Below are 17187 nucleotides of genomic sequence, written 5' to 3'. Positions count from 1 at the left end.
GCCTCTTGCATCCAGTCTGCGTGGAGCGGAGTCGTCCAAGCTTTGATCAAGCCTTCCGGGGCCGAGGATCAGGGATCACTGAACTCGATAGCCGACGAAGCGCCACCACGATTCCTTACCGCTAAGGTGGCGCTTTCGCTTGCCCGTGATCCTTTGACAAAAGGTCCAGAAGCCAGAAGTCAGCCAATACCGTATCAAGCTGTCTCCGAGACTTCGCTCGACCGTTCAGCCCCGAACGCGGAACGTGCCGGGCAACAGTCTGTTTTAGAGGCGAGCCTGTCATCGTTTCGTTGGTCACGATGCAACATTGCGCCTTGCAAAAACTGTGAAGACTTCAAATGCCTTCATTTCGGGCTCTTGCTCACAGATGACGTCTTGGAAACCATGCGCGAGCAGCATATCCACTACCCCATTCAGCCGCCCGTCTATGTCGTGTACTTCGACCACAATTTTTTGAATCTTTGGCCAGTATTGCGCTTCTAGGCCCTGTAGGACTTCAAGCTCCGCCTTCTCAACATCGATTTTCAAGAAATCAACCCTATCTACGTCGTGCTCGCGGAGCGCGTCTGAGAGTGAGATGGTCTGGCAAGAAACACGACGCCCATGAAGGATGATTTTCAAAAGCAGCTTTATAACCGCAGCCTGTGGTCTTGACGGCAGGCACTCAATCCATCGCAGAAACGATGGCAAGTGTTGAAGAATCTCAGGAAAGGCGTGCTCCAGTAGGTCGGCGGAATCGGCATCGCAGGGATAAGCAGACGACATCGCGGTGGCCAGAGGATAGTACGTGAACATTCCCATACCGCTTCCTCGTGAAACGGCACATCGCACAGGAACAAGACCACGCAACTGATAGCGTTCAACGTTCGCCCTCAGCGCCTCGAACGTAGTCGGGATTGGCTCGAAGGCGAATAACCTCACGGGTCGAAGACCCCAATCGCACACGGTTAGCGAGAACAGCCCGATGTTTGCGCCCACATCGAAGACCGTGTCGCCTTCGTCAACCTTGAAGCCGTGATGAAAATAGGACTTGGTCTGCTCGTATATGATCGAGACCTCCATGGGATTTGGACAAAAAACTCGACGACCATTGGGGAGTTTGGTTTCAAACACGCCTTTTCCTCACTGATCGTGCTTCCGTCGCAGACTGAAAGGAAAATCCCCCTCCGCGCCGAGTCGCCGGTCTTCCCTATCGTGCCTTCCACTGGCGTGAAGTCGAGTAGAGAGCGGCCAGCCCTCAACTGGTTCAACAGAAGGTCGTCGAGACGCCGTTCAACCATGTGTGTGGCGCATCTCATCGTCAATCAGTGAAATCGTCGAGCGCGCGTGTCTGCTTTGGCCTCTGTTTGCCATCGAGAGGATGGCGACCTCGACGCGAAAACCACCTTGTCGGGAAGCAGCAGGTTGGTGTGGGCGCGAGCCCTTGTCTTGATTTCCGAAGCATCGTTCAACAAGGTGCCTGTTTGTCAAACCAAGTTCCGTGTGAAAATCTCTCCAGTCGGTTTCCGACCCACCGCAGTCGCGGTGGGTGGGCAATTCCGCGTAACCGGCCTGAGGTCAGAGTTCTGGAGGAAGTCAAAATTCCTCCTCGCAACCACCCAGACTGATCAAACAATTATTATCCCACTCGCAGCGATAGGTGAGATATACATGTCAAAGTTTGTGACGGCGTCGGCTACTACACCGCCTGCGTATGCGTGCTGCACGGCGCCGCCCCATACCTCATACCACGAATCGGCATGCACAGGAACGTAATACAGCGCCGACACAAGGTTGCCGTCAAAGCGAGTGATATCGAACCCAAAACCGTCAGCCGACTTATTGTAAACGTCAGTGGTTGTCACGTAAACATCACCGGTCGAGTGATCTCGAACGAACAGTTGCAAGCCAGCGTAGGCGGCTGCATAGCCGAAAGCCGAAGCCACATAACCCGCGCCCCAGACATAAGCTTGAAGCGACACGCTCCATGTATCCTCCGATTGCGAATAAAACCAGTCTCCGACATAGGCTCCAGACGACGCTCCACCGGCTGTTGACGTGAATAGATCGGCGCCTATTTCTCCGCTGCTCTTGTTCGGCCCGTAAAGCTTGCAAGCATCAATCCCACCACAGTTGATTCCAGACCAGCTGAAATCATACGGTGGGTATCGAACCGGATTGTGCCTTGGCGTGGGTGGCTTTGGAGACAGCTTCAATCTTCGGACGTAATCCCGTCCTGCCGCGTACTCTTCTCCAACGGTTGCTTCGATATGCTTGCGATCCGGGTTGAGAACTTCGAGAGACGCTTTCAGCGCGTGGCCTTTTAACTCCGATTCACGCAAAAATCTGTGATGAGCCGCTGCGAACCTTGCCTCGTGTTCCTCTATCGACCGTGCATGCCCAGTTTCCAGAGACCTTTTATCAGCCCCCTGAGGGTAACTAACGTCTTCATGCTCGGCCATGGGTTTTCTCCTAGACTTGCGACTAGTGGTGAAGCTTTTTGCCTAGAAAGTGCAATCAGCCAAGGCTCTAACCCTTATTGTTCCCCAAGCTGGCACGCGCAACCGCAGTCTTTCGAGACCGGGAGCCGAGCTTAATGCTTCGCAGGGGATTAACTTATGAAGCTTGATGGAGGCGAAATGGCTCCGAGACACAGCACGAATGAGTCATGATCCATTCCTTTTGGGGAATCCTACGATTTCGAGAGAGTGAAAGGACAATGTCGTCGTGTCAGAGAAACGCCAACACACGAGGATGGTTCCGTGCAATTTAGGGTAGATAGCGAGTTGGAATTAAGGAGGATTTCGCTGTCGAGAGACCTCACCTCAGTCGATTGGAGGGCCCTTGAGTTCGACGACGTTGCCCTCAGGATCCTTGACGTAGATCGAAGGACCAACGCCTTCGGCCCCGTAACGCATGGCCGTCTCTCCAGCCTCGATCCCATGGGCTACGAGGTGACGCCGGATGGCTTCCTCGTCGAAGGGATCGACCCGGAAGCAGAAGTGATCGAGATTTCTTCCTTCCTTGCCCGGTGCGGCGCCTCCGGCTTTCCCTAGCTCTCCATCCACCGGCACGAGGTCGAGAAGCGAGCCCCCGGCCCGTAACTGAACCAGCCCGATGTCGTCCAAGCGCCTCTCAATGGCGCATCCGAGAGCGTCACAATAAAAGGCGAGCATGGCTTCGAGCTTGGTCACACGCAGGACGAGGTGATCAAGTTCCCGGATGTGGATCATGATTGTCTTTCCGCTGGTTCGTCTCAGGCGCATTCATGACCGGCCAATCGCTGTCATGGTGAGCATCGTATAAAGAGCGACATGGTCTTTGCGCGAGCGGCCACTTCAGGCGCATCAAGGTGTGTCTTTGAGGGGCTGCCAACCGAATAAGGGACTCCGTTGGCGTCCAAGAAATTGGCGAGCAACGACGCCTTTATCGCGAAGTTCACGTTTTGCGCGATGTCGTCTGTGGCTTGTGCAACCCGGAGAACATTGAGCTTTGCGACGACGACGCCGACCACGTTGCCATCTTGGTCCAGCAGAGGGCCGCCGCTGTTCCCGGGCTGAACGGGCGCAGTGATTTGCAGATAACGCGTGTCGTCGCCCAAGCCTGCGGCGGCAGCAACGGTTCCTGTCGTGAAGTTCCCCCCGGTTGCAAGGATGCCAGATAGGGGGAAGCCGAATACCGAGACGCTTTCACCAACCCGCACACCGCTACGAAGGGATGCAGGGATATTTGTCTTACCGGCTGTTTTCAACAGCGCCAGATCGTTCGCCGTGTCTCTGGCTACAACGGAAGCCGCTTCCTGTCGAGAAAGGCTCGGCGTCACTTGAGCAGTGGAGCACCCCTCCACGACGTGGGCGTTGGTGACTGCGAAGCCTTCAGAAACGAAGAAGCCTGTACCGGTGGACTCGCGAGCCTCCGGCCTCTGAGTGGATGCGCCCGGTATCGGCTCCTTGGGTTCGGTGGCTGCGACCGGGGGCGATGGTGGCGCATGCGCCTCAAGCAGATATGGGTCCATTGCGAAGAAACGAAGATTGCCGGTTCCCTGCTGGTCGAAACTTGCCGCCCAGACAAAGCCCTTGCCACCGGCAACCTTGTAAACCGGCAAGTTCATGCGCGCCGACCGGTGAAAGTCGCCAAGAAGATCGACAAGGATACCCGCATGGGGCGCGCCGCCATGCGCAAGGACGTTCAAATCGCTCCTGCTCAGAGGTTGGAGTTGAATATCGTTCCATGTCGCGATGAGCGCCATCACCCCGCCGGGACCGTCCGTGAGCTTTTTGATCTGCGGTGAGACCTCGAACCGGCCTGAGAGGCGAGAAAGCTCCTGCTCAATGTCACGCACAGAGAAGTGGGCGGGTTTGATCGATTGGTTGATATAGGCGACCACCCCATCGGCAGAATGGAGGATGGAGGTTGTAACATCGACCTTCTCTCCACGAAGCGCCTTGCTCTCGTGCCGCACGCATCGAGTGAAGCCGGGATAATTCTCGCTGGCTCTGCATTTATACGCCCTGTAGGCGCTTGATTGGGGAGCGACCAACCCGCCAACGGCGAGGCCGTCTACCGCAAACCGCTTGTCAGGGTTGGCTGTGATCCCAAACTGTTCAGCGCGCGCGACAGTTGGGGACGCGATAAGAACGCATATGGCGAGAAACAAGGGAACGACGCGCACCATAGCACCCCCGGGAAATCCAAACACCGATGATGCTAACGATACGCGCCCGGGGGTCAAGGATGTCTCTTAGCGTCAGCGGGACGGCAAACCCTTCCCTCGCTCCCTTACGCTTCTCTGTGTCTTGGAGCCGTGGACGGCTCGCCCATAATCGTCAGACAAGCGATGAGTTAAGGAGACGACCGCCCTTGCCGTCCTTCGATATTTTTACCGCCTCGATGTGGGCGATCCCCTATCCTCCTTGCGATCACGTTGCACGAGGCGGCGCATGGATATGTAGCGCATCTCTCCAGCGACGACACGGCCTCTGGCAGGGGCAGGCCGCTTAAGCACAACGATCTTTTTCGAAACCATCTTGCTGTTGGCGCTGCTGCTGGTGTCGCTCGCAGCATTCCTCTTCGGATATGCGAAGCTGGTTTCCGTCGCCTTTCAGAACCTTCGTCTCCCGCTCCGCGATATGATCTGGGCGGCCGCCGCAGGGCCAGCGATGAACATCCTGATTGCAGTGACGGCGGCCTTGCTCTCCCATCTTATCGTCTATGTCCCGAACAGCGCGGCTTCACGGATCGTCGGCAACCTGAATAACTCGATCACCATCAACGTCTTTCTGGTCGTGTTCAACATGCTACCGCTGTTGCCGCTGTATGGCGGCCGCGTGCTACTCGGCCTGCTCACGCGGCCTTCGCCCGCAAAGAGCGCTGCCTCCGCTGATTCACGGCACAGGGTTTCTCATTGCTCGTCGTAGACCTTCCTGATGGACTGAAGCGAGGATATAAGCGCGTCGATGTCTTGAACTTCCTTGAGGGAAAATTCGACTTCTTCAAAGTCGTTATAGTCGGGCAGCTTTTTGTCTAGAATCGAGAGCCGCGTGCGCAACAGCGTGTACTCGACGTATTCGATAGCCTTCATTTTTTCCTCCTTGGTTTGGGACCTCCTTTGATCCTTGAGTCTATTTATGCGTCTATATATTCGGATGTGGCAGAACACCCCTCCTCGGGGCGGAGCGCCTACAGTCGCCCATATTTCTTCAGCGACTTGATCACGTCGGGGACCTTCTTCTTCATGTGAGGCTCCGATCCAACAGTGGCGTAGAGCGCCGCTTCAATCTCGACCTGAGAAAGACCAAGAAGAGCAAGCTTCAATCCAGCGTCGAAAACCTCACCGTGTCTGTCTTCGGCCATCATGGACAGCTTTTCTGTCACGGCGTGAATCTGCTCGGGGGTGACGTTGGGGACAGCGACTGCACGTTTCGGGGCCCTTGGCGCGACTGGCTTCACCGTCTTGCCGAACAACTCGGGGTCGAAGCTACAGCGGTTAAGCTCATCCGTCTTCGTCCCATGTGTGCGAAAGAAAGCCCACTCCTGTGAGCGCCGATTCGTGCACGGCAGGTAGAAGGACTGGTTCCCAGCCTTGCAGGCTTTATCGAGCTTCGCCGAGGCGGCTGTATAGCCGTTCTCTTCAAGTCGCGACACGATGGCGTTGTAAATGGCCAGATGCTGCTCAAACGAGGTTACAGGTCTCCTATAGAACATGAACACCCGGAACTTGTTGGGAAGCTTCTCGGATCGGGAGAAGGAGTTGCAGATCGCGAAACTCCTCTTCTGGCCACGGCGCGCCTTGCTCCAGAAGATTTCCTCGAACTTTTCCGGGGAAAGGTCGCCGCCATCGAAATCGAGAACCATCATAGATGACGCGACGAAATAATCCTTCCGGCGATATCCTTCTGCTCCTTCAGGCGGATCAAACAGACAGGGATTGAAGAAAACGCTCTCGGATTTTTCTTCGATCACCGCCTTATGCTGCTCCCTTAAGAACTGCAAAAATTCCTCGATGGTTCCATACCAAGGAAAGAAGTCGTCTCGCTCGAACGCGTCCTTCTCCTTGTGCAGGGTCACAAAGCAGGAAGGTGCATTGCCCGCCCGGGAGGGCGAGGCGGTATTATCGGAATCGAGAAAGTGACCTAGATTCCGACCTTGGTCCTTGTACAAGAGAGATGGTTGGTTTTTAGGTACATTTCCAGACATGGATTCGGTACGGTTTCCGGATTTAAAGATCGCGTGAATGGTCTTACGGGCTTTATGACGCTGATCCTTCTGCGTGGGCGTCAGGGGCATGAGGGGCGGAGCCATGACAGGGCCGATCTGCCTGACCTCGAATGCACCGGCGAGTTCCGCCAGACGCCCAGCCGACATCTCGTCAGGGACAATGGCATGGACCTGTTCTTTCGATTCTGGATTCCGCAGGGAGGTTCTCAAGACACTCTGATAGAGAACCTCGTGAGCAGTCGCCATGTGAACATGAGTCGAATGGAGGCCGACGGCTGTCATCATCCTGAAGTGCTCGGATTGGCGATTCAGTGCTGGAGAGAAATAAATACGAGAAAAGTCGTCGTAGCTGTTCAGTCCATGGGAGACGACAGGAATCTTGGTCACAAGAGGATTTCCATCGAGAGCGGATTTCCTGCCATTGTTGGCGACAAAGAGAAACGGCTCCGATCCAAACGTCTCGGCGGCGAGACGGTCCATCTCGTCGATGATCCTTTTCCCGGAAGGGGACCTCTGCTCATAGAGGTGCTTGCTCGCAAACCGCCCGGGGATGAAGTAGGAAATCTTCAATCGAGAGTCCCTCGGGAGAATTCGAAGCCGGGAGGCGATGTCCTTGTGCTCCACAAAAAGCCGTTCATGGTAGGCCGTCAGCCAGCGATAGACGAGACTGTCTGGCACATTCGCGCCGAGAAGGGTCGCTCCCCGAAAGGGCTCGAAGTTGAGCATGGAGAGGAAGAAAATCCGGTTGGAGTCCTCCCGCTCAGAAACCTGTCTTTCTTCAACCACCCGGTTCCACGAGTTGAGGTCTACGAACAATTTCGTGTTGGGGGAGAGAAGATCGCCATAGAACCTGCGAAACTTCTCCTCGGCGTCATCGATAACGCCGTCCAAAAGCTTTCTCAGGGCCTTCGGGTCCTTGACTGAAACAGCTGCGACCTTGTCGTTGCTGGTGCGCTCGTTGAGGTCGATGTGATCAGTGATGAAGCGAAGATTCCGTGGCAGCGCCGGGTCATAAAAGCGATCAAGCTGAGGGATTTCATCGATGAAGATTTCCCAGTTCTCCCGACGGTTGAAGTAGGGAAGCTCAATGTAGGAACTCCACGTGATGAGGAGCGTCTCGCCGGGATGAGGACTCTTCTTCAAGAATCCCATAATCGTCTCCTTGACATGGTTCGGATGTGTCTCGGAGGTGATGACAGTCGGCCTCACGCCAAAGCTTTCAAGCGTCTGTCTTGTCTGTTCGAGCAACACCAGCGACGGCGCGACGTAGAGGTAGTTAGCCTCAGACAAGTTGTCGGCGATGAACTCGCAGGTGGCGTAAGTCTTACCCGCGCCACAGGGCGCCGACACGAACTTGATAGTTTTTTGGGATGCGACAAAATCAAACACGGGACCTTACTCCTACGCTAAATACGCTTATACCCTTTGTGTTGATCCTCTAGGTTGCAACAGTCAATGCGTCACCAATTGCACATAGAGGTATACGCCTATTTATATGAGTTGGATGCCCATGATGGATGAAATGCACAATGCAGCCGCTCGGAAAGTGCGCGTCTCATAGCTGGATGTGCTGAACGCATTGGATTTTAAGGCTAGCTGAACAAGGGAAAGGCAAGAGGCTGATAGGAATGAGAACGAAATTTCCAGAAACGATTCTTTTCAAGCTCGATACGCAGACAATGAGCAAGCTGACGCAAGCGGCTGAGGAACTTGGTCACACGAGAAGCCAATTCATTCGTGAGTCTATCGCTCGCAGGATTGTCGCCTACGAGCGAGACGAGAGAGAGACAATCCTGAGGCTTAAGGAGCTTCCGTCGCTCGGCAGTCGATATCTCGCCTGATGGCGGGGATGGAGGGAGATGCAGATACACACTGCACCTCCCTTGCGACGTAGCCTGCGATCTTTCAAAGGGGCTTGAAGGTCTCCTTGGACGGACGGCGTGATTTTCTCCTTGAAAGTTTTGGACGAGGCGGGATTGGGCCGACTAGATCAGGCGGAAATCCTGCATCCCTGAGTTCATTCACGAACATCCTTGTGTATTCATGTTCGGCCCATCGCCCAGTTTTACTCGGGCCGTGCTTGTAGGAGCGTAGACAATAAAAGACGAACCGATCTGTTCGTTTGTTCCAGAACGGGCAGTTCTCTCTTGCCCATCCCCACGCCCTTTCTTCGTGCCACATCCTGTCTCGCACACCCTCTTGCCATGTTTTGATATGGCCGATCTCATGGAATGCAGTCGCTAGAGTGATAAGCCCAACGACAGGAGCAAGGAAGATTTCTTTCGCACCCGGGGTTGCGGAAGAATACGTTAGGTAGGGCCATGGTGGAAGAACCTCCAATCCTTCAAGGTGAGGCTCTACGTGAGCCATAAGTTTGGGGTCGCTGTTCGCCTTTAAGCACGCCGCGTATGACATCATAAGTCCCCCCGAGCGATGAGGGCGAGAATGTCTTCGACACGCCAAGCGGTCGTTCTCGGGCCGAGTTTTACGGGCTTAGGAAAACGCCCGTCGCGCACCCCCTGCCACCAAGTGCTCTTGCTGACAGGAATGGGGCCGTTAGGCGCGATGATCGCCGACAGGCGAAGGAAGCCCGTGGCGGGAAAGCGGAAATCTAATGTAGACATCAACGGCTCCTATGAAGACCAGCTTCGGAGCGGTTGTATGTCGAGGCGGGAGGGGTTTGGCCGAATTCGGTCAGATACGAAACCGAATTCGGTGCCCTTCACCCGGGAAGACTTGACAGATTAAGGAAATTATGAATGCGAAAGCAGAAGGAGTAAAACCCAATTGTACAGAGGTTGGGTCCTATGAACTTGCTGAACGCCCGATGCTTCACCGCGACCTTTAAAGGTCATCTATGGGAACGAGGATCAAATCGAGGGAAGACTTCGATGCAATGGCTTCTCAGGCTCTCGCCAGCATGCATGTGACGCGCCAGAGGCGCGCGTGCTGCACGCACTAGCGGTGATGGGTAATGGCGGCATGCGGCACAGTGAAGATGCGAGTCCACATGTGAAACTCCCGACTCATACGCGACAGGTGTTGCATGCGCTGCGTATGAGCCGGAGGACGTGCTTGTGCGCGGGGCGACGCGGAGTCCACCGTATTGGGACACCATGCCTCACTCGCTGGAGGCGTCTTTATATGAGCATGGCTTTGAGTTCCGCTTCGGCCTCTGGATGCAGTTCCACGTCTTCTCGTGCATTCTTTAGATGCTTTGTAATCGTGTCATATGTAACTCGGATGCCGAGACTTTCGAGGTCGCCCTCTATTTCCTTGCTTACTTTGTTCCCGCTCGCGTACGGGTTATAGGCGTAACCCCTGATCGTCATTCCAAGGAATATTTTTTGGAGGGTATTCAGCCTGTGGGTCAGATCCGACGCTCGTTTATGCGCTCCTTTTCGTTTGAGTTGATCCACTTCCGCGAGAAGCGCGTCCCGTTCTGCTATCAGCCGCTTGCGATCTTCGACAGAACCTGCTGTCTTATGAACTAACTTGGTGAGTTCCTCAGGGAGCTGGAGTTCCTTGGCTTCAGACCAGTTGACGAAGTCACTAGGCACAACCGGAAAATTGAGCACTCCCGCTTCCTGCACCCGCATCAGGAGATTCCGGCGCTTGAGGTAATCACGAGCGAAGGGCGCGCGCTCATCCGACTCTCGAAGGCTCTCAAAAGTTACGGTTTCCGGTTCTTTGTCTAAGGAGAGCGCGGTCGCCTCATCGAGGGTCCAAAACTCCATCTTACTCCAGTGATGATAGTCGGCCGTCGCATCTAGGGCGTTAAAGAGCATGGGATCCTCGAACGCGTCCTTCGGCCGTTGCTCGGGGGCCTTGTTCTTCACTATCTGTCCAACGGTCTTTTGCAGTTCCGTTGGCGACATCCTCTCTAACACGGACCTGTATCCCGCCGTATGATGGGCCAATGCTTGCCTTCCATGAAACCGATAGCGCAGTGGATTCCCGCGCCAATTCTCATAGGAGGCGCGCGTTACCCCCCACTTGCGCTGCATAACGTATTCGACGAACTCGGAGGTGGCTGCTGTGCTGGCCATTCACTGTTCCTACACATAAGGCTTTTGCGGTCAAGCCTCAGTTACAATTGGATCAGCATTTACAAAATCATCATTCTGACGCGGGGGAAATAAGGCGCAGCGAGGTATTTTTCGTCTTCGTGAGGCTTGCGGGAGTGAGGGGGCGCCCTAGGGGAGGGACGTTTGAGAGGAGGCGATTCACCCCAGCGCCTTCCCGGCTCGCGATCCGCCTGTTGTGAGCCCGAGGAGAGAGAGGCGGCAAGGCGGCTGCCCGTTGCTACAGGGCGGCTACTCAAGGATATCGTGAGGCTTCTGTGCTGTCTTCTATATGCGCGCAGTGTTGTGCCCAAGCTTCCATCAACGCGCGACGCTTTTGGAGTGCATCGCCGCGCCGATAGGCTTGCTCGGCCTTATCGCCGACGACGTGGGCCAAGGCCGCTTCGGCGACCTCGCGCGCGAAATGCGTCTCGTTGCCAGCCCAATCACGAAAGGCGGAGCGGAACCCGTGAACAGTGACGCCGTCGAGCCCCATGCGGCGCAGAACCATTTCCATCGCCATGTTGGACAGGGGGCGACCAGCGCGCGCGCCCGGAAAAACAAATTCGCTTCTGCGGGTCTCCGAGAGCTTTGCGAGAATTTTCAGCGCCGGACCAGAAAGCGGTACGCGATGGTCGCGCCCGGCCTTCATGCGGTCCTTTGGAATCGCCCACACCTTCGAGGCCGCGTCGATTTCGCCCCATCGCGCGCCCAGAACCTCGCCGGAGCGAGTGGCCGTCAGTATCGTGAATTCGAGCGCCAGCGCCGCCATAGCGTCCCGGTCTCGCAGCTTGGTGATGAAGGCGGGGACCTCGGAGTAGGCCATGGCGGCGTGATGGCCGCGAGACAGCTTGGTCCGCTTCGGAAGGAGCTTGTCGAGATGGCCGCGCCATCTCGCCGGGTTCGCCTCGTTTCTAGGAATAAAGCCGCGTGCGCGCGCCGCATCCAACACAGCTTCGATTCGCCCGCGTAGCCGGGAAGCCGTCTCAGGGGTTTTCTGCCAGATCGGCGTCAACACCTCCAGAACGGCCTCGGTGTCGATTGCATCCACAGGCCGAGAGCGGAGTGGGGCGGCGTAGCGTTCGAGTGTCATGGCCCACTGGGCGCGGTGCTTAGGGTTGCGCCACTCGGAGCTTTTGGCGGCGAGGAAATCGTCGGCGACCTTGCCGAATGTGGGCCTGCCTGCTTCGGCCTTGGCGCCTTCCCGCTTTGCTTCAACAGGGCTTTTGCCAGCCTTATGAATTCTTCGGGCTTCGGCCGCCTTATCCCGCGCCTCCGTCAGAGAGACGGTAGGGTAGCTTCCCAAGCCAAGCTCAGAAACCTTCCCGTCGATGGTAAAACGGTAGAGCCAGCGCTTGGCTCCCGTTTGGGAAACGGCCAGCCATAACCCGGCCCCGTCCCCGTGCCTGCCAGCCTTGGCCGTTTCCACCTTTCGCGCCGATAACTTGCTGCTCGCCATCCCCGCCTCGCGAAGTACGCTTACTTTCGCACTTACTTTTATACGCGGATTGTAGCAGACATTGCGGGACAAGGGTGGAGGATTAAGCGGCATAAGGCGCAAGGTTACAACAAGTTGTCGAATGACCTCGGATTTTGTCGGATGATGGTTCGACGGTCTCCCTCTCCGCCACTTCAAGACGCTGCCGAGCCGATCGGCCGCGCGCCATCGGCGCTCCGCTGGCGCAACGCGCGCTTCGCCCGTAGTCATCCCGAATCGTTTAGGCTAGCCGAGGAGCTTGATCAGCGACCAGGTCGAACGGTCGAGCACATGCCTGATCGCGGCCGAGGCAAGCGCTTCGCCAACAGCGGAGGCGGCGCGCGCGGCGAGGGAGTCCGTCGAGGCCGACGGGGACGCGCAGTCCGGCGCGCCGGACCGATCGAGAAAGCCGAGCGCATGCAGTCGCGCCCAGAGGTCCTCCGCGTCGAAGACATCCCGTCGATAGCGGATCGTGACGCTGCCGGTACGAGCGCTGACGGATACGGACTCCGCGCCAGGGATCGCCAGCAATTCACGAGTCAGGGGCGCGACGGCCCGGGGGGAGCGCTTGAGCTTGCTCAGGCAGACACGAAGCCGCCCCGGCACGTGGTGGAGATAGAGGGCCATTGTTCCAGGGTTTGCCGACATCGGGCTGGCCTTTACCGACGCCACATGGCGTTTGCGTGACCGCGCGCCCCTGTGGCCGGGGTGGACGCGGTTCTTTCTCCAGCCGCTACAGGGAGTTGCCTTTCTGACGGGATCCGTTACTGTGACGGTCAAGCTTTCTCTCTGGATTTGACCCTCATGGAGTCTTTGGGCCTGAACACCGGCTGCTGGATCATCCGCCCGACTCCCGCTCAGGCGGAATCGACTGTCGTTGTCACCGGTTTGGGCCGATCGGGCACGACGATGGTGTCCCGCGTGCTGTCCGAACTAGGCGTCTTCATGGGGGACAGCCTGACGACACGAACCAATGAAGACGCGGATATCAAGCAATGCGTCAAGGACGGCGACGAGGCGGGTTTCGAAAGGCTCTGTCGCCTGCGCGACGCCCGCTACAGCGTCTGGGGGTTTAAGAATCCCGGATTCCGCGACCAGCTCCCCGCCTGGGAGAAGCACATCCGCAATCCACGGGTCATTGTCCTTTTTCGTGACATCCTTGCGATCGCGCTGCGAAATCATATCGCGATGAACATCGGCGTCGAGGAGGCGCTCGCGCTCGCCGCCCGCAGTTACATCAAGGCGCTCAAGCGGCTGGAGGACAGCCGGTCTCCCGCCTTGCTCCTGTCCTACGAGAAATGCCTTTCAGACCCGGGCTTCGCCGTCCAGCAGATCGCGGGGTTTTGCGGAGTCGCTCCCAAGCCGGAAACGATGGGGCGCGCCAAGGCCGTCATCAGGAATGGCGACGAGCGTTACTTTGCTGAGGACGACGGCGCGCCGCCGGCGTCCCCGCCCCCGGATGGCGCGGAAGCGCAAGGCCGGGGACATCCAGTCGCCTGAAGCATATTCCGCATTTCTACGAAAGAGTTGTGGCCGCCGGGCAACAGGCCGGCCGAAAGGCCGCGCGGTCTGGTCCCGCGTGTTGACCAAAGACGCCGAATCGCCGGGATTGTTGCAATCGTCTTCCCAGTGGCAGGATTTGGCGCGCAGATGAAAAAGCTTCCCGGTTCCACTCTGCTTGTCGTCGTGGTTGTCGCCGCGTCCTCGGCCCAGGCAGCCGATCTCACGCCGGCCGCCGCCCCGAGAGCGCTCCCGCCAGCCTTCTCCTGGACCGGAGTATACGCGGGCGTGAACATTGGTTACGGTTTTGGCGCGGGCGGCCTCGAATGGGGCTCCGCCATCGAATCCAACGCCACGCTGATGGGCGCATGGACCCAGAGCCATGGCGCGAATGGCGTCGTCGGCGGCGGGCAGGTCGGCTACATGTATCAGATCACCCCCTGGCTGGTGGTCGGCGCGGAGGCGGATATTCAGGCGTCCGACATCAATGGCCAGCGATCCTATCTGACGGGCGGCGTCGCCTATCCGGAGGATCACATCACCATCCGCAGCGCCAGCTTCATCGACTGGTTCGGCACGCTGCGCGGGCGCGTCGGCGTGACCGCGCCAGGGTGGTCGAACGTCCTGTTCTACGGTACCGGCGGCTTTGCCTATGGTTCCGTCAGCAACACGGTCAATGTGTTCAATGTCTGGAGCACGGGCGCCTTCGGCGGCATGGGCGCCTTTGGCGCGACCCAGACAGGCTGGACAGCCGGCGGCGGCGTTGAATGGAGTCCCTCCGCCTTTCCAGCCTGGTCGCTGCGCGTCGAATATCTCTACACGGACCTCGGGCCGATCTCCCAGAACGTCGGGAGCACATTCAGCGTCGGCGACGCGACCGCCTTCACCTTCGTCGCCGCGCAACGGACGCCGTCTGCGTCCAACACCGTGCGCGCGGGCCTCAACTGGCGGTTCAATCCATTCCCGACGTCGTCGATCGCCAATTGAGCCGTCGACCGGGCGGGCGCCATCGCCGCCCGGTCTTGATCCGCTCAGGCCAATTGCTTTCGCGTCAGGCGGAACCCCGCCGCGATGAGGGCCAGAAGCGCCAGTCCGAGAATGACGGGCGCACGTGTCTCGGGCACGCTGACCAGAATGACGATCACGCCGACCAGGAAGGCGCCGGCCACGAAACTGGAGACGGGCCAGAAGGGCATCTGAAACGCCGGAAGGGGCTCGCCGCTCTCGGCGAGGCGCCGGCGAAACTGGCTGTGCGTGTAGAGAATGCTCAGCCAGATCAGAATGCCGATGAAGGTGACGGCCGCCGTCAGATATTCGAAGGCTTCCTTCGGCGTGAAATAATTCAGCCCGGCGCCGAGGAACAGAAAGGCTGTCGTCATCGTCATCGCGCGGACGGGAATGCCGTTCGCGGCGATGCGCCCGAACCACGCGGGCGCCTGCCGCGACTCCGCCAGCGTGTGGAGAATCCGGCCGCTGCTGAAAATGCCCCCGTTACAGGAGGACAGCGCCGCCGTGATGACGACGAAGTTGATGAGCCCCGCGGCTTTCTCCAGCCCCATGCGCTGGAACACCTGAACGAAGGGGCTGCCGTCGACTCCGATCCTGTTCCACGGGAAGATCGCCAGGATCACGAAGAGCGCGCCGACATAGAAGATGATGATGCGCCAGACGAAGGAGTCGATGGCCATCGGAATGGTGCTCTGCGGGTTTTCCGCTTCGCCGGCGGCGATGCCGATCATTTCGACGCCGACATAGGCGTAGACCACCATCTGCATCGACAGGAGGCAGCCGGCGACGCCGGCCGGAAAGAAGCCGCCGATCCCGGTGAGATTGGAGAGACCCACAGGCGCCCATTCCCCCGGAAATCCGAACAGGATCACGAAGGCGCCGAGTCCGATCATGATGAGGATGGTCGCGACCTTGATCAGAGAGAACCAGAATTCGAATTCGCCGAAGACGCGGGCGGTGAACAGATTGACCGTCCCCATGAAGGCGATCGCGGAGAAGGCCCAAATCCACTGGCTCGATCCCGGATACCAGTATTGCATGTAGATGCCGACCGCCGTGACTTCGGCGATCGCGATGATCGTCCAGTAGAACCAGTAGCCCCAGCCGACCAGATAGCCGAGAAACGGGCTGACATAGCGGGTCGCATAGGCCGCGAACGAGCCGGTGACAGGGTGGTGGATCGCCATTTCGCCCAACGCCCGGAGGATGAAGAAGGTCATGACGCCGGCGAGAAGATAGGCGACGAGGATCGAGGGGCCGGCGACCTTGATCGCCGACGCCGACCCCAGAAACAGACCGACGCCGATCGTGGAGCCGAGCGCCAGCAGGCGCATTTGCCGAACCCCTAGGCTGCGCCTGAACCCCTGTTGATGCTCTTCCACGTCCCGCCCCCTCTTCCCGTTACATTTGAAACTCGCGCGATGCGCGCAGAAGTTTTCTGTCACAATCTTTACTTTGGCGCCGCGCCCTCCGCCAGCCTGGATCGCCTGCGCGGCCATGCGCCTTGGGCGCGGGCTTGCGCGCCTCCCGGAGCAGCCGGTCAACTTGTCGATGGCATAGGCATCAGCTAGAGTGACTAAACCTTTGGCGCGTGTCGCGCTGCAAAGGTATTTGCAAGTAAAGCGGGCCCCAAAAGAGAGCGTCAATGAGCACCTTTGTTTTGAAACTGACTCCGGACGACGTCATCCAACTCTTGCGCGCGGAGATCGACGCTGCCCGGGGGGCGCCGGAACTCGCGATCGCAGCTCGCAAGGAGTTCATTATCGAAGAGGAGTTCGACGCCGCGGCCCATAATCTTTCGGATGCGACGGATTATGATCTGGTCACGTCGACGGCGATCCTCACCGTCGAGCCGCGCGTCGAAGGCGGCTATTGGGTGCTCGAGACGGCGGTCGAGCGCAAGCTGGGCCCTGTGCGCCGCGCCGATGAAATTGGCATGACCCCTTCGGCCCTGTCGCTGGACGAGTTCGAGACAGAAGTAAACGGCGCGGGTCCCGCGCAGATCGACGTGCGTCTGGTGACCGAGTCGGCTGAAGGCAAGCAGGACTTCGACGCCTGGTTGGCCGCCCTGCAGGCGCGCCATGCCGGCAAGCGCGTCAAGCGCGGCGAGGCGGCGCGTTCCGCCGATCGCAGCCTCATTCTCACGGTTTCGGCCATCTGGTCCGTCGGCGCGATGATCTATTTCGGCGCCGGAAACTCCTTGAGCCCCACGGCTCCGTCGACGCTGGAGACGGGAAGCGCCGAAAATCACGTGAAAACCGTCGCGGCGACCGAGACGACGTCCGCCGCTCCCGCCGAGGCCGCCGCTCCCGCTGCGCCGTCGGCTCCCGCGGCGACGGCCCCTGCGGCTGCGCCGGTCGCGGCGGCTTCGAACGACGAGCTGCTGACGCTGTCGAAGGACCCCAAGCAGTGGGTCTCGCCGACCGGCGACTATTATAATCA

The 17187-nt window shown here is 58.3% G+C and carries 15 protein-coding genes; 4 read left to right on the top strand and 11 right to left on the bottom strand.

The window, feature by feature from the left end; translation table 11 throughout:
- Positions 1 to 294: 294 nt before the first annotated feature.
- The 4 genes from ACR652_RS14685 to ACR652_RS14670 all read right to left on the bottom strand — a co-directional run bounded on the left by ACR652_RS14685 (position 295) and on the right by ACR652_RS14670 (position 4654).
- Entirely contained in the window at positions 295 to 1113 is an 819-nt protein-coding gene (locus tag ACR652_RS14685; protein WP_434507222.1) for an FkbM family methyltransferase, read from the bottom strand.
- Between the two features lie 494 nt (positions 1114 to 1607).
- Entirely contained in the window at positions 1608 to 2441 is an 834-nt protein-coding gene (locus tag ACR652_RS14680) for a hypothetical protein (RefSeq protein ID WP_434507221.1), read from the bottom strand.
- Positions 2442 to 2804: 363 nt separating this feature from the next.
- Positions 2805 to 3212 carry a VOC family protein gene (locus ACR652_RS14675; protein ID WP_434507220.1) on the bottom strand — a complete coding sequence of 136 codons (408 nt, stop codon included), beginning with the start codon at positions 3210 to 3212 and terminating at the stop codon, positions 2805 to 2807.
- Positions 3213 to 3265: 53 nt separating this feature from the next.
- Positions 3266 to 4654 (bottom strand): S1C family serine protease, encoded by a 1389-nt coding sequence (locus ACR652_RS14670; RefSeq protein ID WP_434507219.1) that lies wholly within the window; start codon positions 4652 to 4654, stop codon positions 3266 to 3268.
- A 352-nt stretch (positions 4655 to 5006) separates the two neighbouring features.
- Here ACR652_RS14670 and ACR652_RS14665 point away from each other — a divergent pair, with 352 nt between their 5' ends.
- Positions 5007 to 5396, top strand: a complete 390-nt coding sequence (locus ACR652_RS14665) for a site-2 protease family protein (protein WP_434507218.1) — start codon at positions 5007 to 5009, stop codon at positions 5394 to 5396.
- Here the strand turns inward: ACR652_RS14665 and ACR652_RS14660 are convergent.
- From ACR652_RS14660 to ACR652_RS14635, 6 genes are all read right to left on the bottom strand, one after another.
- Positions 5381 to 5560, bottom strand: coding sequence for a hypothetical protein (locus ACR652_RS14660; RefSeq protein ID WP_434507217.1), 180 nt, complete (start codon positions 5558 to 5560; stop codon positions 5381 to 5383). The two genes, ACR652_RS14665 and ACR652_RS14660, sit on opposite strands and share 16 nt — an antisense overlap.
- 98 nt (positions 5561 to 5658) lie before the next feature.
- The gene (locus ACR652_RS14655; protein WP_434507216.1) at positions 5659 to 8085 is read right to left on the bottom strand and encodes a DEAD/DEAH box helicase family protein; all 2427 of its coding nucleotides are present in this window, start codon (positions 8083 to 8085) and stop codon (positions 5659 to 5661) included.
- 1025 nt (positions 8086 to 9110) lie between these two features.
- A complete protein-coding gene (locus ACR652_RS14650; protein ID WP_434507215.1) occupies positions 9111 to 9320 on the bottom strand; it encodes a helix-turn-helix transcriptional regulator in 210 nt (69 codons plus the stop codon).
- Positions 9321 to 9836: 516 nt separating this feature from the next.
- Positions 9837 to 10745: a hypothetical protein gene (locus tag ACR652_RS14645; protein ID WP_434507214.1), complete on the bottom strand. Its 909-nt coding sequence runs from the start codon at positions 10743 to 10745 to the stop codon at positions 9837 to 9839.
- A 271-nt stretch (positions 10746 to 11016) separates the two neighbouring features.
- Positions 11017 to 12219 carry a tyrosine-type recombinase/integrase gene (locus ACR652_RS14640; protein ID WP_434507213.1) on the bottom strand — a complete coding sequence of 401 codons (1203 nt, stop codon included), beginning with the start codon at positions 12217 to 12219 and terminating at the stop codon, positions 11017 to 11019.
- 264 nt (positions 12220 to 12483) lie between these two features.
- The gene (locus tag ACR652_RS14635) at positions 12484 to 12885 is read right to left on the bottom strand and encodes an HMA2 domain-containing protein (protein WP_434507212.1); all 402 of its coding nucleotides are present in this window, start codon (positions 12883 to 12885) and stop codon (positions 12484 to 12486) included.
- Between the two features lie 156 nt (positions 12886 to 13041).
- Here ACR652_RS14635 and ACR652_RS14630 point away from each other — a divergent pair, with 156 nt between their 5' ends.
- Both ACR652_RS14630 and ACR652_RS14625 read left to right on the top strand, forming a co-directional pair.
- Positions 13042 to 13737, top strand: coding sequence for a hypothetical protein (locus ACR652_RS14630; RefSeq protein ID WP_434507211.1), 696 nt, complete (start codon positions 13042 to 13044; stop codon positions 13735 to 13737).
- 150 nt (positions 13738 to 13887) lie between these two features.
- Positions 13888 to 14724: an outer membrane protein gene (locus tag ACR652_RS14625; protein WP_434507210.1), complete on the top strand. Its 837-nt coding sequence runs from the start codon at positions 13888 to 13890 to the stop codon at positions 14722 to 14724.
- Between the two features lie 44 nt (positions 14725 to 14768).
- Here the strand turns inward: ACR652_RS14625 and ACR652_RS14620 are convergent, their stop codons facing one another.
- Positions 14769 to 16079 (bottom strand): amino acid permease, encoded by a 1311-nt coding sequence (locus ACR652_RS14620; protein ID WP_434507209.1) that lies wholly within the window; start codon positions 16077 to 16079, stop codon positions 14769 to 14771.
- Positions 16080 to 16390: 311 nt separating this feature from the next.
- Between ACR652_RS14620 and ACR652_RS14615 the strand changes: the two genes are divergently transcribed.
- On the top strand, positions 16391 to 17187 hold a 797-nt coding region (locus ACR652_RS14615), incomplete at its 3' end, for a hypothetical protein (protein WP_434507208.1).

Origin of the sequence: Methylocystis sp., assembly GCF_051061225.1 — a bacterium.
GTDB lineage: Bacteria > Pseudomonadota > Alphaproteobacteria > Rhizobiales > Beijerinckiaceae > Methylocystis.
This window is presented reverse-complemented; position numbering and strand designations above follow the sequence as displayed.